The 22,302-nt window shown below is 26.1% G+C and carries 24 protein-coding genes and 2 tRNA genes; 16 read left to right on the top strand and 10 right to left on the bottom strand.

Going from position 1 to position 22,302, the window contains the following annotated elements:
* Positions 1 to 108: 108 nt before the first annotated feature.
* From B0175_RS09020 to B0175_RS09030, 3 genes are all read left to right on the top strand, one after another.
* Positions 109 to 2,301, top strand: a complete 2,193-nt coding sequence (locus B0175_RS09020; RefSeq protein ID WP_108528259.1) for an NADP-dependent isocitrate dehydrogenase — start codon at positions 109 to 111, stop codon at positions 2,299 to 2,301.
* A gap of 98 nt (positions 2,302 to 2,399) precedes the next feature.
* Complete coding sequence (locus tag B0175_RS09025; RefSeq protein ID WP_108528260.1) at positions 2,400 to 3,350, top strand: malate dehydrogenase; 951 nt, start codon at positions 2,400 to 2,402, stop codon at positions 3,348 to 3,350.
* Between the two features lie 74 nt (positions 3,351 to 3,424).
* A complete protein-coding gene (locus B0175_RS09030) occupies positions 3,425 to 3,703 on the top strand; it encodes a c-type cytochrome (RefSeq protein ID WP_108528261.1) in 279 nt (92 codons plus the stop codon).
* A gap of 22 nt (positions 3,704 to 3,725) precedes the next feature.
* On the opposite strand, the gene B0175_RS09035 is transcribed toward B0175_RS09030, so the two are convergent.
* On the bottom strand, positions 3,726 to 4,130 hold the full coding sequence (locus B0175_RS09035; protein ID WP_108528262.1) for a hypothetical protein: 405 nt from the start codon (positions 4,128 to 4,130) through the stop codon (positions 3,726 to 3,728).
* 86 nt (positions 4,131 to 4,216) lie between these two features.
* Here B0175_RS09035 and B0175_RS09040 point away from each other — a divergent pair, with 86 nt between their 5' ends.
* Entirely contained in the window at positions 4,217 to 5,494 is a 1,278-nt protein-coding gene (locus B0175_RS09040) for a C40 family peptidase (RefSeq protein ID WP_108528263.1), read from the top strand.
* A 21-nt stretch (positions 5,495 to 5,515) separates the two neighbouring features.
* On the opposite strand, the gene B0175_RS09045 is transcribed toward B0175_RS09040, so the two are convergent.
* Positions 5,516 to 5,794: a hypothetical protein gene (locus B0175_RS09045; RefSeq protein WP_108528264.1), complete on the bottom strand. Its 279-nt coding sequence runs from the start codon at positions 5,792 to 5,794 to the stop codon at positions 5,516 to 5,518.
* A complete protein-coding gene (gene rsmH / locus B0175_RS09050) occupies positions 5,787 to 6,689 on the bottom strand; it encodes a 16S rRNA (cytosine(1402)-N(4))-methyltransferase RsmH (protein WP_108528265.1) in 903 nt (300 codons plus the stop codon). The genes B0175_RS09045 and rsmH overlap by 8 nt, the downstream gene beginning before the upstream one ends.
* Positions 6,690 to 6,748: 59 nt before the next feature.
* Here rsmH and B0175_RS09055 point away from each other — a divergent pair, with 59 nt between their 5' ends.
* From B0175_RS09055 to B0175_RS09065, 3 genes are all read left to right on the top strand, one after another.
* Positions 6,749 to 7,327 carry a class II aldolase and adducin N-terminal domain-containing protein gene (locus B0175_RS09055; protein WP_108528266.1) on the top strand — a complete coding sequence of 193 codons (579 nt, stop codon included), beginning with the start codon at positions 6,749 to 6,751 and terminating at the stop codon, positions 7,325 to 7,327.
* Positions 7,328 to 7,440: 113 nt separating this feature from the next.
* Entirely contained in the window at positions 7,441 to 7,716 is a 276-nt protein-coding gene (locus B0175_RS09060; protein ID WP_004509568.1) for an HU family DNA-binding protein, read from the top strand.
* A 64-nt stretch (positions 7,717 to 7,780) separates the two neighbouring features.
* Positions 7,781 to 7,864: transfer RNA gene (locus B0175_RS09065), tRNA-Leu, on the top strand.
* A 14-nt stretch (positions 7,865 to 7,878) separates the two neighbouring features.
* Here the strand turns inward: B0175_RS09065 and B0175_RS09070 are convergent.
* Genes B0175_RS09070 through B0175_RS09080 form a run of 3 tightly spaced genes read right to left on the bottom strand, consistent with a single transcriptional unit; the run spans position 7,879 to position 9,925 of the window.
* Entirely contained in the window at positions 7,879 to 8,448 is a 570-nt protein-coding gene (locus B0175_RS09070; protein ID WP_108528267.1) for a hypothetical protein, read from the bottom strand.
* Positions 8,445 to 9,614 carry an FAD-dependent oxidoreductase gene (locus B0175_RS09075; protein ID WP_108528268.1) on the bottom strand — a complete coding sequence of 390 codons (1,170 nt, stop codon included), beginning with the start codon at positions 9,612 to 9,614 and terminating at the stop codon, positions 8,445 to 8,447. The genes B0175_RS09070 and B0175_RS09075 overlap by 4 nt, the downstream gene beginning before the upstream one ends.
* Complete coding sequence (locus B0175_RS09080) at positions 9,611 to 9,925, bottom strand: type 1 periplasmic-binding domain-containing protein (RefSeq protein WP_108528269.1); 315 nt, start codon at positions 9,923 to 9,925, stop codon at positions 9,611 to 9,613. The genes B0175_RS09075 and B0175_RS09080 overlap by 4 nt, the downstream gene beginning before the upstream one ends.
* 114 nt (positions 9,926 to 10,039) lie before the next feature.
* On the opposite strand from B0175_RS09080, the gene B0175_RS09085 reads away from it, so the two are divergent.
* The 9 genes from B0175_RS09085 (at position 10,040) to B0175_RS09125 (ending at position 18,764) form a co-directional block, all read left to right on the top strand.
* A complete protein-coding gene (locus B0175_RS09085; protein ID WP_108528270.1) occupies positions 10,040 to 10,408 on the top strand; it encodes a response regulator in 369 nt (122 codons plus the stop codon).
* A complete protein-coding gene (locus B0175_RS09090) occupies positions 10,408 to 11,025 on the top strand; it encodes a chemotaxis protein CheX (protein ID WP_108528271.1) in 618 nt (205 codons plus the stop codon). The genes B0175_RS09085 and B0175_RS09090 overlap by 1 nt, the downstream gene beginning before the upstream one ends.
* On the top strand, positions 11,022 to 12,515 hold the full coding sequence (locus B0175_RS09095) for a sensor histidine kinase (RefSeq protein WP_108528272.1): 1,494 nt from the start codon (positions 11,022 to 11,024) through the stop codon (positions 12,513 to 12,515). The genes B0175_RS09090 and B0175_RS09095 overlap by 4 nt, the downstream gene beginning before the upstream one ends.
* A 76-nt stretch (positions 12,516 to 12,591) precedes the next feature.
* On the top strand, positions 12,592 to 13,461 hold the full coding sequence (locus B0175_RS09100) for a DnaJ C-terminal domain-containing protein (protein WP_108528273.1): 870 nt from the start codon (positions 12,592 to 12,594) through the stop codon (positions 13,459 to 13,461).
* A gap of 11 nt (positions 13,462 to 13,472) precedes the next feature.
* Complete coding sequence (locus B0175_RS09105; protein WP_108528274.1) at positions 13,473 to 13,853, top strand: heat shock protein transcriptional repressor HspR; 381 nt, start codon at positions 13,473 to 13,475, stop codon at positions 13,851 to 13,853.
* A 51-nt stretch (positions 13,854 to 13,904) separates the two neighbouring features.
* Complete coding sequence (locus B0175_RS09110) at positions 13,905 to 14,897, top strand: efflux RND transporter periplasmic adaptor subunit (RefSeq protein WP_108528275.1); 993 nt, start codon at positions 13,905 to 13,907, stop codon at positions 14,895 to 14,897.
* The gene (locus B0175_RS09115; RefSeq protein ID WP_108528276.1) at positions 14,884 to 16,584 is read left to right on the top strand and encodes an ATP-binding cassette domain-containing protein; all 1,701 of its coding nucleotides are present in this window, start codon (positions 14,884 to 14,886) and stop codon (positions 16,582 to 16,584) included. Before B0175_RS09110 ends, B0175_RS09115 begins: the two co-directional genes overlap by 14 nt.
* Positions 16,585 to 17,673 carry an ABC transporter permease gene (locus tag B0175_RS09120; protein ID WP_108528277.1) on the top strand — a complete coding sequence of 363 codons (1,089 nt, stop codon included), beginning with the start codon at positions 16,585 to 16,587 and terminating at the stop codon, positions 17,671 to 17,673. It abuts the gene before it with no gap.
* On the top strand, positions 17,673 to 18,764 hold the full coding sequence (locus B0175_RS09125) for an ABC-2 transporter permease (RefSeq protein WP_108528278.1): 1,092 nt from the start codon (positions 17,673 to 17,675) through the stop codon (positions 18,762 to 18,764). Before B0175_RS09120 ends, B0175_RS09125 begins: the two co-directional genes overlap by 1 nt.
* Here B0175_RS09125 and B0175_RS09130 read toward each other — a convergent pair whose 3' ends face one another.
* The 4 genes from B0175_RS09130 to B0175_RS09145 all read right to left on the bottom strand — a co-directional run bounded on the left by B0175_RS09130 (position 18,765) and on the right by B0175_RS09145 (position 22,244).
* On the bottom strand, positions 18,765 to 19,844 hold the full coding sequence (locus B0175_RS09130; RefSeq protein ID WP_004509588.1) for a DUF475 domain-containing protein: 1,080 nt from the start codon (positions 19,842 to 19,844) through the stop codon (positions 18,765 to 18,767).
* A gap of 88 nt (positions 19,845 to 19,932) precedes the next feature.
* Positions 19,933 to 21,225 carry a branched-chain amino acid transport system II carrier protein gene (brnQ, locus tag B0175_RS09135; protein ID WP_108528279.1) on the bottom strand — a complete coding sequence of 431 codons (1,293 nt, stop codon included), beginning with the start codon at positions 21,223 to 21,225 and terminating at the stop codon, positions 19,933 to 19,935.
* A gap of 51 nt (positions 21,226 to 21,276) precedes the next feature.
* Positions 21,277 to 22,134 (bottom strand): EamA family transporter, encoded by an 858-nt coding sequence (locus B0175_RS09140; RefSeq protein ID WP_108528280.1) that lies wholly within the window; start codon positions 22,132 to 22,134, stop codon positions 21,277 to 21,279.
* Positions 22,135 to 22,168: 34 nt separating this feature from the next.
* Positions 22,169 to 22,244: transfer RNA gene (locus B0175_RS09145), tRNA-Glu, on the bottom strand.
* Between the last annotated feature and the right edge of the window lie 58 nt (positions 22,245 to 22,302).

The following is a 22,302-nucleotide window of genomic DNA, read 5'->3' on the forward strand; positions in this document are numbered from 1 at the left end:
AAATTTGAAACAATCAAATTTTCATAAACTAATATATATTCTCAAATTAAATAACCTTAAATACAAATCTAGATAATATTTTTTCAAATTCAAAATTTAGGAAAAAATATGTCAAAAATCATTTACACAAAAGTTGACGAAGCACCAGCGTTAGCAACATACTCTTTTTTACCAATCATTCAATCTTTCACAAAAAGTTCAGGAATCGAAATGGTTCAAAAAGATATTTCACTTGCAGGAAGAATCATTGCTGCTTTCCCAGAAAATTTAACACCTGAGCAAAAAATTGGTGATGCATTAGCAGAACTTGGTGAAATGACTCAAGATCCAAAAGCAAATATTATTAAATTACCAAATATTTCAGCTTCAATTCCTCAATTAAAAGCTGCGATTGCTGAATTACAATCAAAAGGTTACAAAATTCCTGATTATGATTCAAGTGAAGAAGCAAATGCAAGATATGCAAAAATCTTAGGATCTGCTGTTAATCCTGTATTAAGAGAAGGAAATAGTGATAGAAGAGCTCCAGGTGCAGTTAAAAACTATGCTAAAAATAATCCTCATAGAATGGGTGTTTGGACAAAAGATTCAAAAACTGATGTAGCTCATATGGATGCAAATGATTTTTATGGAACTGAAGTTTCTACTACTTTAGATTCAGCTGATAACTTCAAAATCTCTTTTGTAAATAAAAATGGAGAAGAAACTGTTTTAAAAGCTTCTTTACCATTATTAGCTGGTGAAGTTGTTGATGCTACTAAAATGTCTTCAAAAGCTTTACAAGAGTTCTATCAAAGAGGAATTGATGAAGCTAAAAAAAGAGATGTATTATTATCTTTACACTTAAAAGCTACAATGATGAAAGTATCTGATCCAATTATGTTTGGATTTGCTGTTAAAGTTTACTTCAAAGATTTAATTGCTAAACATGGTAAATTATTTGATGAAATGGGTGTTAACTTTAACAATGGTTTAGGTGACTTATACTCTAAATTAGATTCAATTGATGCTTCTAAAAAAGCTGAAATTTTGGCTGATATTGATGCAATTTATGCAAAACAACCAAGACTTGCTATGGTAAATTCAGCTAAAGGAATTACTAACTTACACGTACCATCAGATGTTATTATTGATGCTTCTATGCCTGCTATGATTAAAGGTGGTGGGAAAATGTGGAATAAAGAAGATAAAGAAGAAGATACTTTAGCGATGATTCCAGATAGATGTTATGCTACAACATACCAAGTTGTAATTGAAGATTGCAAAAAACACGGAGCACTTGATCCAAAAACTATGGGTTCTGTACCAAATGTTGGATTAATGGCACAAAAAGCTGAAGAGTATGGTTCACATGATAAAACTTTCCAAGCAAAAGCTGATGGAAAAATCGTTGTTACAAATAAAGCAGGAGAAACTGTATTTAGTTTTGATGTTGATAATGGTGATATTTTCAGAATGTGCCAAACTAAAGATGAACCAATTAAAGATTGGGTAAAACTTGCAGTTAATAGAGCAAAATTATCTGGAACTCCAGCAGTATTCTGGTTAGATAAAAACAGAGGTCATGATGCACAAATGATTGCAAAAGTTGAAAAATACTTAAAAGATTATGATTTAACAGGATTAGAAATCTCAATTATGGCTCCAGATGATGCTATTCAATACTCACTTGATAGAATGAGAAAAGGTTTAGATACTATTTCAGTTACTGGAAATGTATTTAGAGATTATAACACTGACTTATTCCCAATTTTAGAACTTGGAACATCTGCAAAAATGTTATCAATCGTTCCATTAATGCAAGGTGGAGGATTATTTGAAACTGGTGCGGGAGGATCTGCTCCTAAACACGTTCAACAATTCCAAGAAGAAGGTTACTTAAGATGGGATTCTTTAGGTGAATTTATGGCACTTGCAGCATCTTTAGAACACTTAGCAAATACTCAAGGAAATAAAAAAGCTCAAGTTTTAGCTGATACTTTAGATAAAGCAACAGGAACTTTCTTAATCAATGACAAATCTCCAGCTAGAAAAATTGGAAGTATTGATAATAGAGGTTCTCACTTCTTTTTAGCAATGTATTGGGCACAAGAATTAGCAGCTCAAAATGTAGATGCTGATTTAAAAGCTGAATTTACTCCAATTGCAAAAGCAATGACTGAAAATGAAGCTCAAATTGTAAAAGAATTAACTGAGTGCCAAGGAAAAGCTGTTGACATGGGTGGATACTATTTACCAGATGATGCAAAAACATCAGCTGCTATGAGACCATCTGCAACTTTAAATTCAATTATTGGATAATTTTCTTTTGATTTATTCGAAGGCAAAGCTCTGGCTTTGCCTTTTTTTATGCCCAATAAAGATATAATCTATTTTAAACAAATTTTAAAGGCTCTATTTTGAATAACAAAACAATAGGAATTATTGGAGTTGGAAATGTAGGTGCAACATTAGCCTTTACATTAGCTACAAATAATATCTGTTCAAATATATTATTAAAAGATATAAGAAATAATATCTCTCAAGCAATGGCACTTGATATTTCACAAGCGGTACAAGGAACAAGTAGTAATACTAAAGTTACCGCTTGTTTAAATAATGAAGATTTTAAAGAATGTGATATTATTGTAATAACTGCTGGAATAGCAAGAAAACCAAATATGAGTAGAGATGATTTACTTCTTACAAATGCAAAAATTGTAATTTCTGTTATGAATGAAATATCAAAAAATAATCCAAATGCAATTATTATAATAATTTCTAATCCTCTTGATGCTATGGTTTATACTGCTTTAAAATCATCAAATTATCCAGCAAATAAAGTTTTAGGTATGGCTGGAACTCTAGATAGTGCAAGAATGAGTTATTTTATAGCTGAAAAATTAGGATTTCCAAATGTTAATATAAAAACTTCTGTTATTGGTGGACATGGAGATAGTATGGTTCCATTAGTTGATTTTTCAACTATTGATGGAAAAAAATTAAATGAAATATTATCTTCAGAAGATATAGTTGATATCATAGATAAGACAAAAAATGGTGGTGGACAAATAGTGAAACTACTAGAAACTGGTTCTGCATACTATGCTCCTGCTTATTCAACAATAGGAATGATAGAAGCTATATTAAATGATACAAAGGAGTGTTTTGCTTGTGCTACTTTGCTCAATGGAGAATATGGTCATAAAAATATAGTTTCTGGGGTAGATGTACTTTTAGGCAAAAATGGTGTTGAAAAAATTGTTGAGTTAGATATAAGCAATTTTGAAAAAGAACAATTTCAAAAATCAATTAATAATGTTCAAGAGTTAGTTGATGTTTTAGAAGAAAAAATTTTTAATAAAAAATAATTATTTATTAAAGTCAATATCTTTTAAATCTTATTTTTGTATAATGAATCTATCTTATAGAAGAAGGATTTAGTATGAAAAAAATTATTATTGCAACTACTGTTTTAACTGCCTGTTTTGGATTTGCGAATCCTTACGCAAATTGTGTTATATGTCATGGAGCAAATGGGGAAAAAGTTGCTTTAGGTAAATCTAAAATTATTAAAGATATGACAAAAGCAGATTTTGTTGCATCTTTAAAAGGATATCAAAATGGAACATATGGTGGAGCACAAAAAGCTTTGATGCTTCCTCAAGTAAAAGATATGTCTGAAGCTACAATGAATGAACTTGCTGATTTAATCATCAAATAGTTTTTAACTAGAGAACTTTTCTCTAGTTATCCAAAATTTTACTTTTTTTTATATCATTCAGAATGTTTAATAACTCTTTTTTTTCATCTAAAAGTTTTTTTATCAGAATATCTTTTTCATCTTCAATTTTTACTTCATATATATTTTTTTGTTCCAAAATTTTTCCAAGATGAAACTCAAAAACATTTTTTTGCTCTACAAAATCTATTTTCAAACATTCAATAACAATTTGAGGTTTTTCTTCTCCTAAACCATTTGTTATTAATAGTTTATTGATTTGTTTTATTTTATAAATTAATTCATTTTCAATAATAATTGGTTCAAATAACTCTTTTTTCCAATAATTAGAGCTCTCTTTTTCTATAATACATAATTTTTTTAATAATATGTTAGAAAACAAATCTTTATTTACTGAAATTTTAAACACCCTATTTCCTATACTTTTCTGTACTATATCTATAAATTACTAAATTAAAAATATGATACAATCTCTCAAAATAAAAAAGGATAAAAATGAATAATTTATTTAAATATCTATTTATAACAATATTTAGTACAATTTTATTTACAGCATGTACTACAAAAGATGTAGCAATCATTGAAGTAAAAGAAAATGACTTAACAGAATTTTCAAAAAAAGCAAATGATAATTTTATAAATCAAGAGCAAGCAACAAAAGATTATTTTACTAAATATTTTAAACCTTGGGATTTAACAAAAGTTTCATATCCTAAAATAGAAGCTATGTGGGGACAATCATATAGATTTAAAAAAGTATATTTAGAAAACCATCAACTAGCTACAAAAGAGTGGTTTGACAAACAAATACAAAACTCAAATTTTGATGAATATAATGTAGTACCGAAAAAAGCAATAACTTTAAAAAATACAAATATAAGAGTTCTTCCAACAAATTCTCCAATGTTTTATAATCCACTACTTCCAGGAGAAGGATTTCCCTTTGACTATAATCAAAATTCTTTAATCAAAATAAATACTCCAATTATAATTTCTCATTTGTCAAAAGATAAAGCTTGGGCATATATAGAATCAAGTAGTGTTGGAGGATGGGTTGAAATAGATAATATAGCATTTGTTGATGAAAATTTCATAAAACAATTTAAAAATTCAAACTACTTTGTGAGTGTAAAAGAAAAATTTCCAATGTATGATTCAATTTTTAGAGAATATATAAAAGTTGGAACAATATTTCCCAAAGAAAAAGACAACTATCTAATTGCTAAAAAAGATGATAATGCAAATGCAATAATTTCACACATACAACTAAATTCAAATGAAATTGAAGCTATGCCAGTACTTTATAATACAGAAAATAGAGTAAAAATATTAAACGAACTTTTAAATGAACCTTATGGTTGGGGTGGATTACTAAATAATAGAGATTGTTCTAGTTTTACTCAAGATTTTTTTACTCCTTTTGGTTCATATTTACAAAGAAACTCCAAAGCACAAACAGCAAATGGAAAATATATTGATATTTCAAAACTAACTTTAGATGAGAAAAAAGAGTTTATAAAAAAAGAAGCTGTCCCTTTTTCAACACTAGTTTATCTAAAAGGTCATATTATGCTCTATGTTGGAATAAAAAATGATGAACCAATGGTTGCTCATAATGTTTGGAGTGTAAGATTAAAAGATAAAAATAATAAAGAATTTAGACATATTATTGGAAAAGCAACTATTACAACCCTAGAACCAGGAAAAGAGTTAGAAGGTTTTGATGAGACTAGTAATATTTTAAATAAAGTTTTAGGAATAGTTATATTATAAGCTTTAGATTTTATCTAAAGCTTAATCTTCTTGTAAATCTTTGCTTTGTTCTATTTGTTGTAAAGGATTAAATAATAAAGAATCAATAATTTGATTTTTAAACTTCATATCTTCAAGTTGTTGCGATAAAAAAGTATTTTCTTCCTGTAAAGATATATAATGTGCATATAATTTATTTATATCTTTACTCGTATAATAAATATTATTTCTTAAATATATTTTTGGAAAATACAAACACAATGCAAAAAATAATATAGCAAATACAATAGCTAGTGAACTTTGTGAATTTAATTTAATCAAATTTAAAAATCCTTAATTTAGAACTTCTGCTTCTAGGATTTTGTTTAATCTCTAAAGCAGTTGGAATTATAGGCTTTTTTGTAATAATTTTTCCTAAAGCATGATTATTTCCACATTCACATCTAAAAACATTGTCAGGACAAATACAAGATTTGCTCCATTTTTTAAAATAGTTTTTTACAATTCTGTCTTCTAAAGAATGAAAAGAGATAATTGCAACTATACAATTTTTGAATTTTGCATTTTCTAAAGAATCAAAAAGGCGTTCTAAAACTCCCAACTCATCATTTACTTCAATTCTAATTCCTTGAAATGGTAAAGTTGCTGGATTTATTTTTCCTTTTGGCATTTTTTTTATCAATAGTTCACTTAGCTCTTTTGCACTATAAAATGGTCTATTGTTTACTATCAAAGAAGCAACTTTTTTATACTCTCTAACTTCTCCAAAATCTTTTAAAATTCTTTCTAATTCCGTTTGAGAATATGTATTTACAACAGTTGCAGCGTCTAAACTTTGATTTTGATTCATTCTCATATCTAAAGTATCACTTTCAAAACTAAAACCACGTTCTTGTTTATCAAGTTGTAAAGAAGAAACTCCAATATCAGCTAAAATCCCCTTAATGTTATAATTTTTAAAAGTTTCAATAACATGTTCAAAATTCCCTTTATTGAAAGTCACCCTATTTTCAAAATTTTCGAGTCTTTTTTTACTAAAAGCTAAAGCTTCATCATCTTGATCATTACAAATTAATTTTATATTTTGATTTTGATTTAATAAACCACTGCTATGACCAGCAAATCCAGTAGTGCAATCTATTATATAACCTTCATTTATATCTTTAAAAGTTTCTAAAACTTCATTATATAAAACAGGTATATGAGGAATATCCATTAAAACTGTCCTTAATTAAATTAATATATAATATCCAAAAATATATTCAAAGGCTTTTAATGGTAGATAAAGACACTATAAAACTACTTTCAGATTTATCATTTTCTATGTTTAGTAAAAACTTTTTTGGTATCTATCATGGTGCAATTTCTTCTAAACTTGATCAATATAACTTTATGATAAACACAAGTGATGCTATATTTGATAAAATGGATGAAAAATCTTTTTGTACTTTAAATATGAATAAACAAGATTATAGATGGAATATTGCAAGTATGGAATCTCATATTCATTCTACAATATATACAAATATTCATGAAGCAAAATATATAGCTTTTGGTATGCCAATCTACACTACTGCATATACTTTAGTTCATGATAAGATAATTTTTGAAGATTTTTTTGGGAAAACTTTTTTTGGAGAAATTTCTATTTATAATCCAGGTGATTTTTCAACTTGGTATAAAAGAAATGCTCTTGAAATTACAAAATATTTAAAAGAATCAGAACATAATTTGATGGTTATAAAAGGTGTAGGAACTTACGTATATGATAGAGATGTTTATGAATTAGTTAAAAAAATAGCTATTCTTGAAAACTCTTGTAGACTTTTAAGTATAAAAAGTTCTTTTGAATAAAAAAGATACAGAAAAGATAAAAAATTTATTTGCTAAAGCCCGAACTTTTAGCTATTTCAAAGCTTAAATACTATAAAGTTTTCTCGATTTAATTTTATACAAGGAGTTCTCCAATGAACAAAGCAGAGTTTATCGATGCAGTAGCTGCAAAAGCTGGTTTATCTAAAAAAGATGCAAAAGGTGCAGTTGATGCTGTATTAGATACTATTACTGAAGCATTAGTAAAAAAAGAATCTGTAAGCTTTATCGGATTTGGTACATTCGCAACAGCTGCTAGAGCAGCTAGAACAGCAAAAGTTCCAGGTACAACTAAAACTGTAGATGTTCCTGCTACAACTGTTGCTAAATTTAAAGTTGGAAAAGCTTTAAAAGAAGCAGTAGCTAAATAATTTCTTTTAAAAAGTAAGTTCATCTGCTACAGATGAACTTACTTTTTTTTCTCTAAAATCATGTGCCGCTATGGTGAAATTGGTAGACACAAGGGATTCAAAATCCCTCGCCTTTGGTGTGTCGGTTCGAGTCCGACTAGCGGTACCACTATCAGATATTATTTATTTAATAACTTTAATAATTTCATTTAAACTTTTTTCTATTTCATCCTCATTTATACCATTTTGCATAGCATTTTCTTTCACATCACCTTGAAATATTTTTTCAATAGTTCCATTAGCTAAAAGCTTATAAACAAAATATCTGTTTTGTTTATTATCATTTAATCCAAAGGAATTAATAAAACTTCCATTAGAATCATTTATCAAAGGTATTTTAGAGTCTTTATACATTTTTTCCAATTCATCATCAACTGCAATTTTTTTAATAAGCCAAGGAGCTTCAGATATATTCGCAACTAAAACGATATTATTTTTATCAACTTTTTTGTATAAATCCTTAAATACAATCAAAGAATCGTGATTTAAAACTACAATATATTTTTCTTCTCCAAGCTTAAATAATGTATCAATTTTTGAATAAGATTTATTTCCAACAATATCAAAATATTGTGGTATAGAATCTATTGTCAAATTTTTATTTTTACTTATTTTATTTTCTGGTAAAGTTAAATACACTAATAATGCAAAACCAACTATCCCTAAAAATATAACTTTCAATGTATTTTTCATATGTTTTCCTTTTGTTTTTTTGCCCATCTTGAAAATAGCCTATAATTTGTAATATTTTTATCTAAACTTTTTTGATTTACTACATTTTCAACCAAACAATTTGCAAGATATAAAGATAAAACAAACCCTCTTCCTCCAACACCATTTAAAGTGTAGAGATTTTCAAGCATGATTAAATTTTCATCTTTTATATGTGTTCCATTTTTTATATGAGGATATTTTTTTATACTATTTTTAGAATCTACAAGTCTTCCAACCATTGGAAAATAATCAATACTTGAAGCTCTTGCACCAATCTTAACATCTACAACTTCAACATTTTCCAATATTTTTATATCATTTGCTTTTTTTAACAGTTTTTCAATATCAGATTCTATAATTTCTTTAGTTTTTATATTGTGTTCTAATTTATTTATATTTGCTAATTTTAAATTATAACTTGTTTCACTCATATCTTGCGTAAATCTATTGTGCGTTGCACCAATTGAAACTAAATATTTACCATTTTCAAGTTTTTTACTTTTAGATAAAGAACACTCTTTATGATAATTTATTTCTACTTTCGTAGAAGTTAAAACATCAATTTTTTGTCCCCAAACTGCTCTTATATCAAAGTAATTTTCATTTACTAAAGAGATATCTGCACCTGTTGCTAAAAAAAGATTTTTTGCTTTTATTTCATCATTTATAAACCAATCTTTTTCAATTTGTTCTATTTTTTTTACTTCATAGTTAAAAAGTTTTTCTATATTATTTGTCAATTTTTTACAAATTCCATAAGGATTTATAACACTTCCTATAGGGAAAAAATATCCACTTTCAAACTTTTCAAACTCAAAATCCATATAAGGAATATAACTTTGAAATTTTTTTTCATCTTCTTCATTTTTTGGAATTCTACAAGTTCCAAAATTTTGTAACTCTTCACTAAAATTGTTTTTGTAATAATCTATAGAAAAATTTAAAGCTTTTGTCACTAAATCTTTGAAATCATTAGGTTTTCCTAAAAGTGGAGATAAAAATGCACCAGCAGCTCCACTTGCTCCATAAGCTACATCCTCATTTTTATCTATAAGTAAAATTGAATTTGAGTATTTCTTCAAAAAATGAACTATCGAACAACCTGCAATTCCAGCACCAATAACTACATAATCAAACTCTTTCATTCATCATCACTTAATTGAAAATTTGGTCTAAAATATGCTCGTCCACCTTTTAAACTTACACATTTATAATTTGGAAACTTTTTTTTATAATACCCTATTCTCTCTTTTGTTGTTTTCCCTGTGTCACAATAAAAAACAAAAACTGTATTTTTAGGATAATTGTTCATTTCATAAGGATTATAAGTTATCGTTTCAATAGTTTCAAGAGGTTTTAAAATTGTATCAATAACTACAACTTTTATCCCCTCTTTTTTTAATATTTTTTTATTTTTAAATAACTCTTCTTGCGTCCATTCATCTTTGGAAAACATATCTTATTAGCCTTTTTTATAATTATATTATTATATTACTTATTAAAAAAAAGTAATTTTTATTAAAATTTGGCTAGAATATAACACTATAATTAAAAATTAGGAAATATTTGAATGAAGATTTTAGTTACAGATGATTCTAAAATGGCAAGAAAAATGGTTATCAGAACTTTAGAAGAATCTACTATAAAAGATTTAGAAATTTATGAAGCACAAAATGGACAAGAAGCACTTGATTTATATAAAAAGATTTCTCCTAAAATTGTTTTTCTTGATCTAACAATGCCAATAATGGATGGATTTGAGGCTCTTGAAAAAATAAAAGAGTTTGATGAAAATGCAAAAGTGGTAATTATTTCAGCAGATATTCAAAAACTTTCTATGGATAGAGTAAGAGAACTTGGCGCTTTTAATTTTATTAAAAAACCTATTGATACATTAAAAATGCAACAAATTTTAGAAAAAATAGATGAAGTAGGATGATGGAAAATAAAATATATTTAACAGAAGATGAAAAAGACTGTTTACAAGAGCTTATGAATGTTGCTTATGGTAGTGCAACAGCTGCAATTACGGAAATTTTAGATGCTTTTGCAAAACTATCAATACCAAAAATTCAAATAATAAATGCAAATGAATTTCAATCTTATTTATCAAAAGAATTGAATTTGGAAGAAGAGCATTTAATATCTTTACAACAAATAAATGGCACAATCAACGGTGAAAATATGTTTGTAATAGATAAAAAATCAGCAAAGAATATTGCTTATAAATTTGGATTAGAAGAAGATGAAATAAATGATGAAGAGATATCAGACATTGTTTTGGAAATTACAAATATTTTATCTTCTTCAACTATTAGCAAATTAGCTGAAGATATAAATACTGATGTTTCTTTTTCTGCTCCAACAATAAATAATTTAACTTCAATAAATCAATTAAATAATTTATTTATTACTAAATATGAAAAAATAATAATAATTTCAACTCAATTGAATTTTGATGATTTAAATATTTCTGCAGAATTATTTATCCTTACAACTGATAATTCGATTTTATACATAAAAGAAAAATTAAAAAAGATATTGGATGAACTTTGAAATTAGACTCTAATAAATTTGATATAATTTGCAACACTGTAGACAATGGTATTATTCTTATAAATAAGAATTTAGAAGTTCTATTTTGGAATAAATGGTTAGAAATTAGAACCGGAGTTGCAGCTTCAGATATAAAAAATCAAAATTTAATAGATTTTTATCCAAATATTGATCACAAAAAATTAAAAAGAAAAATCACAACAGCTTTAAAACTAAACTCTTCTACTTTTTATACTCCACAGATGAGTGAATTTCTTATAAATATTGAATTAGGAAAAGTTGCAGATAAAGTTTTTAATAATATGCAACAAAGTATTACAATTACTCCTTTAGATTCAGAAAGTGAATTAGTAATTATCTATATTTATGATGTTACTATTTTATCTGAAATAAATTTTAAACTAAAAGAAGTAAAAGAAAAAGTTGAAGAAAAAAATGAAGAATTAAAACTTTTATTTGATACTACAATGGAAGCTATAATTCTATTCAAAGATGATAAAGTAGCTGATTGTAATAAAATTGCTATTGATCTTTTCAAGTATAGCTCAAAAAATGATTTAGTTGGTAAACACTTCGAAGAATTAATTTATAACAAAAAGATTTTAGAAGAAATCAATGAAAAACCAATTGAAACAACTATTATTAGAGAAGACAAAAGCTCTTTTAAAGCTCTAATAAACATAAAAGATACTCCTTTAAATTCTCAAATTTTCAAAATATTAACTATTATTGATATAAGTGAAATAAAAAGAAAAGAAAATCTACTTGCAGAACAATCAAAACTTGCTGCAATGGGTGAAATGATAGGAAATATTGCACATCAATGGAGACAGCCTTTAAATATTATTTCTATTGCAGCAACAAATGCTAAACTAAAAAAAGAGATGAATTTATTAACAGATGACATCTTACTTGATGCTTTGAAATTAATCTCAGATACAACTGAACATTTATCAAATACAATTGATGTTTTTACAGATTTCTTAAAAGAAGACAAAGAAAAATCACTATTTAATTTAAGTCAAAATATAAAAAATAATATTTCACTAATTGAAACTATTTTAAATGAAAATAAAATAAAAATTGAACTAGATTTAGATGATGAAATTTATATATACAATTTTTCAAATGAATTTAGTCAAGCTCTAATAAATATCTTGCATAATGCAAAAGATGCACTAAATTCAACTAAAAGTATAGATGAACTTAGATTAATAAAAATTTCTACAAAACAATTACTAAATAATATTGAAATTTCTATATCTGATAATGCAGGTGGAATAAATAAAGATATCATTGATAAGATTTTTGAACCTTATTTCACAACAAAACACAAATTTCAAGGAACTGGACTTGGTCTTTATATGACTCGAAAAATTATAAAATCTAGCATGAAAGGCGAAATTATCGCATCAAATGAAAGATTTACTTATAATCAGAGAAATTATGAAGGTGCTCACTTTAAAATTCTTTTACCAAACAATAGTTGATTGACATTGACTCAACCTTTTGATATAATTATCCTTTAAAAATTAAATATTTATATAATAATTATAGGATAATAAAATGGCAAAAAGTTTATATGAAACATTAGAAGTAAATGAAAATGCTAGTGCTGAAGAGATAAAAAAAGCTTATAGAAAACTAGCAAGAAAATATCATCCTGACGTAAATAAAGAAGCAGGAGCAGAAGACAAATTTAAAGAAATCAACGCAGCTTATGAAGTTTTAAGTAATCCAGAGAAAAAACAACAATATGACCAATATGGTGATTCAATGTTTGGAGGTCAACATTTCCAAGATTTTGCAAGATCACAAGGTTCAAATGTTGATTTAGATGAAATTCTAAGACAAATGTTTGGTCAATCTGGTGGATTTGGAAGTTCAGGATTTTCAAGAGGAGGATTCGGTGGATTTGGAGGGTTTAGTGAACCTGACTTAGATACTAATGCTCAAATAAATATTCCTTTTGATGTTTCAATCCTTGGTGGAAAACAACACATCTCATTAAACAGCGATTCATTTGATGTAAAAATTCCAGAAGGAATTGAAGATGGACAAAAAATTAGAGCAAAAGGAAAAGGAAAATCTTATCAAGGACAAAAAGGTGATTTAATTTTAAAAATTAATGTTGCAAAAAGTCCTGAATATACAAGAGAAGGTGATACTTTAACAAAATATTTTGATGTTCCTTTAAAAACAGCTTTATTTGGTGGAAAAATTGAGATAAAAACAATTCATAAAGATATTACATTAAAAGTTCCACAAAATACAAAACAAAATCAAAAATTTAGAGTAAAAGAACTTGGTGTTTTAAATAGAAAAACTGGAACAAGAGGCGATTTATACTTAAAAGCTAATATTGTTTTACCAAAACTTGAAGATTTAGATTCTGAATTGGTAAAAATGTTAGAAGCAAAGCTTCCTGAAAAATAAAAGGTTTTTTTATGGAAACAAATAGCTATATAGAACCGGTTTATTTAATCTCTGCTGTTGCAGAGATTTTAAATATTCATCCTCAAACTCTAAGACAATACGAAAGAGAAGGTTTAATAAAGCCTTCAAGAACAAATGGTAAAATAAGACTATATTCTCAAAAAGATATCGATCATATCAAATATGTTTTAACTTTAACAAGAGATTTGGGTGTAAATTTAGCTGGTGTTGATATTATCTTACAATTAAATAAAAGAATTGAAGAGTTAGAAAAAGATATGTACATTTATAAAAATAAAATTAAAAGTATAAATTCTCTTTCTGTCGTTCCAGATACAAAAGCTTTAGTTGTACAAAAATCATCTTTGAATATGGTTATTGTAAAAAAATAGAGATATTTAAAAAAACATTTAAATACTTCTATCCTTCAAAAGGATTATAAAGTGAAGAAAAAACTAACTATTGCACTCATTATTCTACTGATAAGTTTTATTTCTTATAAAATCTACTCAAATATATTTTTAAAAAATGAAAATAACCTCACATTCTATGGAAATATTGATGCAAGAACTGTAAATGTTGGATTTAGATTTTTAGGAAAAATTGAAAATATAACAAAAGATGAAGGTGAAATTGTCAAAAAAGACGAAATTTTAGTAAAACTTGATACAGCTAGTTTAGGAAAATCACTAGAAGAGTTGAACGAAAAGATTTTTGCATCAAAACTTGAACTATCAAAGTTACAAACAGGTTATAGACAAGAAGAGATTTTAGAAGCAAAAGCTGCAATGGAAGAAGCTATAGAAAATCTTAATAAAACAAAAGATACTTATAATAGACAAGCAAATTTATTTAAAACTAAATCAACTTCTGAAGAAAACTTTACAATTTCTCAACTAAATTATAAACAAGCTTTAGCAACTTTAGATAAAGCAAAAGCTCTTTATGAATTAAGAAAAAATGGTTATAGAGATGAAGATATAAAAATTCAAGAATCAAATTTAAAATCTTTAGAAATTCAAGCTGAAAAGCTAAAAATTGATTTAAATGATTCAATTATAAAAGCTCCAGTTGATGGAGTTATTCTTACAAGATTTAAAGAAATTGGTGCTATTACAAATGCTGGTGAAAGTATTTTAGAAATTGCAAAAACTGATGAATTTTGGGTAAGAGCATATATTGATGAAAAAAATCTAGGCAATATAAAACCTGGTTTGAAAATGTCTATTCAAACTGATTCGAGAGATGAAAATTATGAGGGAGCTATTGGATTTATTTCTCCAGTAGCTGAATTTACTCCTAAAAATATTGAAACTCAGGAATTAAGAGCTGATTTAGTTTATAGCTTTAGAGTTATAGTAAAAAATCCAGATGATAAGATAAGACAAGGTATGCCTGTAACTTTAAAAATAGTGCAAAATAATGCAAATAATTAGTGCTTCGAATTTAGAAAAAACCTTTACAGATAATACAAATGCTATAAAAAAAATAAACTTTTCTATTTTTAGTGGAAAAATAACGGGAATTGTAGGACCTGATGGAGCAGGAAAAACAACTTTAATTAGAATGCTTACAGGTTTATTAGCCCCTACTTTTGGTGAGCTAAAAGTTTTAAATTATAATATGCCAAATACTTCTAGCGATTTTTTACAACAAATTGGATATATGCCTCAAAAATTTGGTTTATATGAAGATTTAACTGTTTATGAAAATTTAAAACTTTATAGTGACTTACAAAATATTGAAAATTCCAATAATAGAATTGATGAACTTTTAACTTTTACTTCTTTAAAAAAATTTCAAGATAGATTAGCAGGAAAACTTTCTGGTGGAATGAAACAAAAACTAGGACTTGCATGTGCTTTAATAAAAAAACCAAAACTTCTTTTACTTGATGAACCAGGAGTTGGAGTTGATCCAATTTCTAGAATTGAACTATGGGAAATTGTACAAAAACTTTTAGAAGATGATATTGCAGTTGTTTGGAGTACTTCATATTTGGATGAGGCTCAAAATTGCGATGAAGTAATTTTATTAAATGAAGGAAATTGCCTTTATCAAGGAACTCCTCAAAATTTAAAAGAAAATATGAAAGATAGAGTTTTTTTAATAAGTGGAATATTTTTACAAAAAAGAGAAACTCTTACAAAAATTTTGGAACAAGATGAAATTTTAGATGCTGTTTTAGTTGGTTCAAAAATAAGAATTAATCTAAAAAAGAATACAACTTTGTCAAAAGAATTTATCTATAAACTTGGAGAAGATGTAAAAATAGAAGCAATTGAACCAATATTTGAAGATTGTTTTGTTGATATTTTAAATATAAAAACAAAAGCTCATTCACAACTTGTAGAAAATATGAAAAATATTGAAAAAAGTAGTTTAAAATTGATAGAAGCAAAAAGTTTAACTAAAAAATTTGGTAATTTCGTTGCAACTGATAATATAGATTTTGAGATAGGAAATGGTGAAATATTTGGATTTCTAGGTCCAAATGGTGCAGGAAAATCTACAACTTTTAAAATGCTTTGTGGTTTATTAACCCCTACTTTTGGAACAGCTAAAGTATTAGGAGAAGATTTATACAAATCAAATTCAAATATAAAAAACTCTATTGGTTATATGGCGCAAAAATTCTCTTTATATGGAAATTTAAAAATAAAAGATAATTTAGATTTTTTCTCAGGAATATATGGACTAAAAAACAAAAAAAGAGAAGAAAAAATAGAAGAGATGATAGAAATCTTTGATTTTAAAAACTATTTACATCTAAATGCAAATTCTTTACCTTTAGGAATAAAACAAAGACTCTCACTTGCATGTTCTGTTATGCATGAACCGAAAGTTTTATTTTTAGATGAACCAACTTCAGGAGTTGATCCAATCACTAGAAAAGAGTTTTGGACACATATAAATGGAATGGTTAAAAAAGGAGTTTCAATCATGGTAACAACTCATTTTATGGATGAAGCTGAGTATTGTGATAAGATAATGCTTATTTATAAAGGTAAAAATATAGCTAGTGGAACACCAGATGAATTAAAAGCTCTTGTTGGACCTAATGCATCTATGCAAGATGCTTTTATCACTTTAGTTAAAAAATATGATAAAGAAGATTTATAAATGAATTTAAAAAGATTAAAAGCTTTAACTTATAAAGAGAGTTTACAAGTTTTTAGAGATCCTAGTTCTATTTTAATAGCTTTTATTTTACCTTTGATTTTACTATTTTTAATGGGTTATGCAGTATCTCTTGATGCTAGAAAAATTCCAATAGCTATTATTTCTAAAAGTAATAGCGAATTATCTCAAAAATTAATTTCTTCATTTATTAGTTCAAACTTTTTCGAAGTTGATTTAAGTAAAGATAAAAATATCTATTTAGAACAAATGCAAAAAAGTAAAATAAAAGCCATTTTAACTTTAAATAATGATTTTGGTAAAAATTCTAAATACAATATTCAAATAATTACAGATGGAACAGAACCAAATGGTGCAGGATTAGCTCAAAATTATATTAGTGCAGTGATAAAACTTTGGGCAAAAGCAAATAATATTTATAATAAAGAAAATATCATTTTAGAATCAAGATATTGGTTCAACCCTCCTCTTTCAAGTAGATACTTTTTGCTTCCTGGTTCTATTGCTATAATCATGACTTTAATTGGTACACTTTTGACTGCACTTGTAATAGCAAGAGAATGGGAAAGAGGAACTATGGAAGCACTTATGGCAACTCCTGCAACTATGAGTGAAATACTTATAGGAAAACTCATTCCTTACTTTATTTTAGGAATGTTTTCTATGCTTTTGTGTTTTATTGTTGCATATTTTTGGTATGAGATACCATTTATGGGAAGTTTTTTTATTTTAATAATATTAAGTTCTATTTATCTTTTTTCATCTTTAAGTATCGGTTTACTCATTTCTACATTAGCAAAAAATCAATTTGTTGCAGCACAAATGTCATTGATTGTTGGATTTTTACCTGCATTTATACTTTCTGGTTTTTTATTTGAAATAGGAAATATGCCACAATGGCTACAATATATAACTTCAATAATTCCTGCTAGATATTTTGTTGAATCACTTCAAACAATATTTTTGGCAGGAAATATTTATGAAATTTTTATTTTTGATGCTTTTGTAATGATTTTAATATCAGCTTTACTTTTTGCATTTGTTTTAAAGAAATCAAAAAAGGCTTTATGATGTTTGAAAGACTATTTGCTTTAATAAAAAAAGAATTTCTAGCAATCAAAAATGATAAAAAAAGTCTAATGGTAGTTGTTCTTCCTCCAATTGTTCAAGTAATACTATTCTCTTTTGCTGCAACACTTGAAGTAAAAAACATAAATTTAGCTCTTTTGAATCAAGATGATAGTTATAAAAGTAAAGAGTTAATAAAAGATTTGGGAAGTTCAAGTTATATAAAATCTCTAAATATTGTAAAAAGCTATGAAGATGGAAAATATGAAATAGATAGACAAAAAGTTATTGCTTTTATAGTTATTCCCTCAGATTTTTCAAAAGATTTAGAAAAAGGAAGTTCAAAAGTTCAAGTTATTTTTGATGGAAGACGCTCAAATACTTCTCAAATTGTCGAGGGATATTTAAACCAAATAATTTTAAATCATTATAAAAAAGAGCAACTCAATAGTAAAATAAATATTATTTCAAGAAATTTTTATAATCCAAATTTAGAAAACTTTTGGTGGATTGTTCCATCATTATTTGCCTCAATTTCAATGGTTGTTGCTATGCTTTTAACTTCATTATCAATAGCAAGAGAGAAAGAATTAGGAACTTTTGAACAAATACTTGTATCTCCTCTTAGTTCTATTGAAATCTTACTAGGAAAACTTCTTCCTGCTTTATTTATAAGTGTTTTAGAATCAACATTTATACTTTTTGTAGCAATCTATTTTTTTGGAGTACCTTTAAATGGCTCAATTTGGTTATTATATTTAAGCGCAACTGTTTTTTTATTTTCTATGTCAGGAATTGGACTTTTTATATCATCAATTTCAAATACTCAACAACAAGCAATTTTAGGAAGTTTTGTAGTTATGTTACCATCTTTTTTACTTTCAGGTTTTGCAACTCCAGTATCAAATATGCCTCAATGGTTGCAACCATTTACAGATTTTATACCTTTAAAATATTATTTGGAATTGATAAAAGGGATATTTTTAAAAGATATTAGTTTTTCTATTGCCCTAACATACTTAACTCCAATGTTTTTATTTGGAGTTATATCTTTATTTGGGACAGTAATTTACTTTAAAAGAAAAAGAGCTTGATTATTGCTCATTTTCTTTTGAATCTAAAATAAACTCTTTATTTTTATAAATAGAATGAATAAATGCTAAAGTTATTGGAACAATAGCAAAAGTTGTTACAAGCATTGGTGGTAAGTGGTGAAATATTTGAACTAACATTGATAAAGATAAAAGTCCAATTGACCACATTGCACCATGTTCTAAATAGATATATTTTGATACAACATCTCTTTCAACCATATAAATTGTTAAAGACCTAACAGCCATAGCTCCAATACCAAGTCCTAACATAATAATCACTATATTTTGAGTAATTGCAAATGCTCCTAAAACTCCATCTAAAGAGAAACTCATATCGATAAGTTCAAGATACATAAAAGATATAAAACCACCACTTACTTGAGTTATTTTAGAATCTGATTCTTCTTCATTTCTATGTTCAATAAAACCTTTTAAAAACTCTATCATATAAAAAGCAATCACACCAATAATCATAGGTGCAAGAATTTCTATTTTATTTACATTAACCATATTATCGCCCATCACAACTTGATTTGGTGCTATATATGTAATTCCTAACATTAAAAATAAAATAAATAAAATCTTTACATCACCTATTTTAGATATTTTTGTAGCAAAATTTTCAATTGATTTTATCCAGTGTAAATCTTTATTCTCATCAAAAATAAATTTTAAAAATAACATCAATAAAAACATTCCACCAAAAGACATAATAACGTGGTGAGAACTCTCTATAATTCTTTCATATTCATCTGGATTTGTAACAGCAAGATTAAATGAATCTATAAATCCCATAGGTGTAGAAAAATATACAATCAATATTGGAAATACGAATCTTACTCCAAATACAGCAATAATCATACCCCAAATTAAAAATCTTTTTCTCCAAACAAGAGCCATTGTTGCTAAAATAGTTGCATTAACAACTGCATTATCAAAAGATAAAGATAATTCAAGAACAGAAAGAATTGTTCCTTGATAAACAGCAAAAAAACCACCATAAAGAAAAAGTAATATAGTAGCTATAAACCAAACGGCAAAAAAACCGTAAAAATATGAAATAATTGGTTTTTGTATCAAAATAAATCCTTTTTATTGATATCTTATTAGCAAAAGTTTCGCCATTTTATCTAATTTTGCTTAGTAAAAGATTATGGTTACAATTTGGTTACAAATTATCTTTTTGAGGAATAAAAGCTCCGATAATTCCAAAAATAATTGAAACTAATATCCAAGAAAAACCATATTCAAATAGAGGTAATTTTGATAAAAATTCTATATGTAAAGTTTTTTCAGAGATAACTTCTAAAAGAGAAAATCCCATTGCTCCAAAACTCGCAAATTTATAAATGTTATCATTTTTGATACTTTTTTCAAAAAATATTAGAATAACTAAAACTATTGCACCAGGATAAACAACAGCTAAAATAGGAGATGCAAAAGAGATAATAAACTCTAACCCAATATTTGTAATTATTATGCTAAATATTGTAACAACAAAAATCAAAGTCGTATAAGAAATTCTTCTATGAGAAAGTTTTGAGAAATATTCAGCAGTTAAACTAGTAAGTGCAGAACCAGTTGTAAAACAAGCTAAAAAAACAATTATTCCTAAAAGTAAATTTCCAGCGCTTCCAAATAGATGAAAAATTATATTATTTAATAAAGAAGCTCTTTCTATATCTACTGTATAAGTTGTAGAAGTTGTAGCTCCTAAATATGTCAATCCAAAATAAATTATAAATATAAATATCGCTGCAACAATAGAAGCATATCCTATTAATTTATATCTTAAAATAGGAGATTCATATTCTCCTTTATCTGAAACTGCTTTTATTATGATAATTCCAAAAGCTAATGCAGCTAAAACATCTAAAGTTTGATAACCTGCTAACATTCCTTCAAAAATAACATTTTTAGATGATTGTACAGAAGAAACATCTCCAAAAGGAGTTATTATTCCTTTAATTATTACAATAATTAAACCAATAAAAAGAGTTGGTGTTAAAAATTTCCCTAAAATCTCTATCATTGTTGTTGGTTTTAATGTAAAAATCAATATTAAACCATAATAAATAATAGATGTTATTATAGAATTTGTTAGATTATCTCCAAAAAATGGAACAACTAACATTTCATAAGTTGTAGCACCTGTTCTTGGAAGTGCAATTAATGGACCAATAGATAAAATTATCGAAGATGTTAATAAAACTCCAGCAATTGTTCCTATCTTGTGAGTTAAATATTCAATATGTCCACCAACTTTAAGTAACGCAAACATTGCTAAAGTAGCAAATCCAATATCAGCAATAAAATATGATACAAATGCAATTCCCCAATCATTTGTAGAACTAAGTCCTAAATATGGAGGAAATATAATATTTCCTGCACCAAAATACATAGAAAATATAGCAAAACCTAAAATTAGAATATCTTTTGTAAGTTTATTTTGTTTAAGCATTTTGCTCCTATTATTGTTTTTAAGTTAATTATAATATCAAATATTATCTTTTTACCATATTTTTAATTGTATTAAAGCTAATAAAATTATAGAAGAAATAGCAAGGAATATACCATAAATTGTACTTTTATAAAGTTTTTCTTTGAAATAAAATCTTCCAATTAAAGTCCCACCTATAATAACTCCTAAATTCATTGTAATAAAAACTAAAGTAGGACTTTGAGCAAAAGCTTTATGTGCTTTTATATAAAAATAGATATTTGAGAAGTTTAATATTCCAAAAAATATTCCTAAAAAGAAATATTTAAAATTGATTTTACCTTTAAAAATAAATATATAAAATAGAGAAACTATCGCACTACAAATAAAAATTAAAAATAAAGTTGTGATAAAATCTGCTGATTTATTTATAGCTATTTGTTTAAATAAAGTATCGACGATTCCATATCCTAAAAATACAGCAAATAAATAATATATATTTTTAAAACTACTATTTGCACCTTTATTTCCTAAAATAAGAAAAATACTTATAAAAGCTAAAACAATTACTATTGCTTTATTATACGAAAAGTGTTCACCAAAAAGTACAAAACTTAGAATTATTGGTATTATCAAAGATAATCTTTGAAAAATATCTGTTCTTGCAAGTCCTGAAGTTTCCAAAGATTTATTTAAAAAATATAAAATTGTTGGTAATAAAAAACCAGTAATAGCTATAAGTTTATAATTATAAAGTTCAAAATTTATTTTTTGTATTTGAATATGAAATAAAAAATAAGATAAAAATATTGCAGTAAGATAGTTTGAAAAAATAAATATAAAAAGATCTTTTTTAAAGCTAATTTTTAAGGATTTTATATAAAAACCCACTAATAAAGATGATAATAAACTAATAGCTAAAGAACTCATATTTTGTAGATTTTAAATTTTCCTAACATATAGATGGCGACCCCAGCAAGATTCGAACTTGCGTGTTTAGGAGGAAATCCTAACGTCCTTGGCCACTAGACGACAGGGTCAAAAAAAGAAATAGATTATAGTTTAGTTTGAGTTTGTTTTTGCTTAAAAGCGAAGCAC

The sequence above is a fragment of the Arcobacter lacus genome (assembly GCF_003063295.1).
Classification (GTDB): Bacteria; Campylobacterota; Campylobacteria; order Campylobacterales; family Arcobacteraceae; genus Aliarcobacter; species Aliarcobacter lacus.

What these genes read in the sequence shown, in the direction of transcription:
- B0175_RS09115 (WP_108528276.1), top strand. Translation starts at nt 14,884, where the DNA reads ATGCAAATAATTAGTGCTTCGAATTTAGAAAAAACCTTTACAGATAAT.
- B0175_RS09090 (WP_108528271.1), top strand. Translation starts at nt 10,408, where the DNA reads ATGGAAAATAAAATATATTTAACAGAAGATGAAAAAGACTGTTTACAA.
- B0175_RS09075 (WP_108528268.1), bottom strand. Translation starts at nt 9,614, where the DNA reads ATGAAAGAGTTTGATTATGTAGTTATTGGTGCTGGAATTGCAGGTTGT.
- B0175_RS09120 (WP_108528277.1), top strand. Translation starts at nt 16,585, where the DNA reads ATGAATTTAAAAAGATTAAAAGCTTTAACTTATAAAGAGAGTTTACAA.
- B0175_RS09060 (WP_004509568.1), top strand. Translation starts at nt 7,441, where the DNA reads ATGAACAAAGCAGAGTTTATCGATGCAGTAGCTGCAAAAGCTGGTTTA.
- B0175_RS09100 (WP_108528273.1), top strand. Translation starts at nt 12,592, where the DNA reads ATGGCAAAAAGTTTATATGAAACATTAGAAGTAAATGAAAATGCTAGT.
- B0175_RS09140 (WP_108528280.1), bottom strand. Translation starts at nt 22,134, where the DNA reads ATGAGTTCTTTAGCTATTAGTTTATTATCATCTTTATTAGTGGGTTTT.
- B0175_RS09125 (WP_108528278.1), top strand. Translation starts at nt 17,673, where the DNA reads ATGTTTGAAAGACTATTTGCTTTAATAAAAAAAGAATTTCTAGCAATC.
- B0175_RS09030 (WP_108528261.1), top strand. Translation starts at nt 3,425, where the DNA reads ATGAAAAAAATTATTATTGCAACTACTGTTTTAACTGCCTGTTTTGGA.
- rsmH (WP_108528265.1), bottom strand. Translation starts at nt 6,689, where the DNA reads ATGGATATTCCTCATATACCTGTTTTATATAATGAAGTTTTAGAAACT.
- B0175_RS09085 (WP_108528270.1), top strand. Translation starts at nt 10,040, where the DNA reads ATGAAGATTTTAGTTACAGATGATTCTAAAATGGCAAGAAAAATGGTT.
- B0175_RS09080 (WP_108528269.1), bottom strand. Translation starts at nt 9,925, where the DNA reads ATGTTTTCCAAAGATGAATGGACGCAAGAAGAGTTATTTAAAAATAAA.
- B0175_RS09105 (WP_108528274.1), top strand. Translation starts at nt 13,473, where the DNA reads ATGGAAACAAATAGCTATATAGAACCGGTTTATTTAATCTCTGCTGTT.
- B0175_RS09020 (WP_108528259.1), top strand. Translation starts at nt 109, where the DNA reads ATGTCAAAAATCATTTACACAAAAGTTGACGAAGCACCAGCGTTAGCA.
- B0175_RS09040 (WP_108528263.1), top strand. Translation starts at nt 4,217, where the DNA reads ATGAATAATTTATTTAAATATCTATTTATAACAATATTTAGTACAATT.
- B0175_RS09055 (WP_108528266.1), top strand. Translation starts at nt 6,749, where the DNA reads ATGGTAGATAAAGACACTATAAAACTACTTTCAGATTTATCATTTTCT.
- B0175_RS09070 (WP_108528267.1), bottom strand. Translation starts at nt 8,448, where the DNA reads ATGAAAAATACATTGAAAGTTATATTTTTAGGGATAGTTGGTTTTGCA.
- brnQ (WP_108528279.1), bottom strand. Translation starts at nt 21,225, where the DNA reads ATGCTTAAACAAAATAAACTTACAAAAGATATTCTAATTTTAGGTTTT.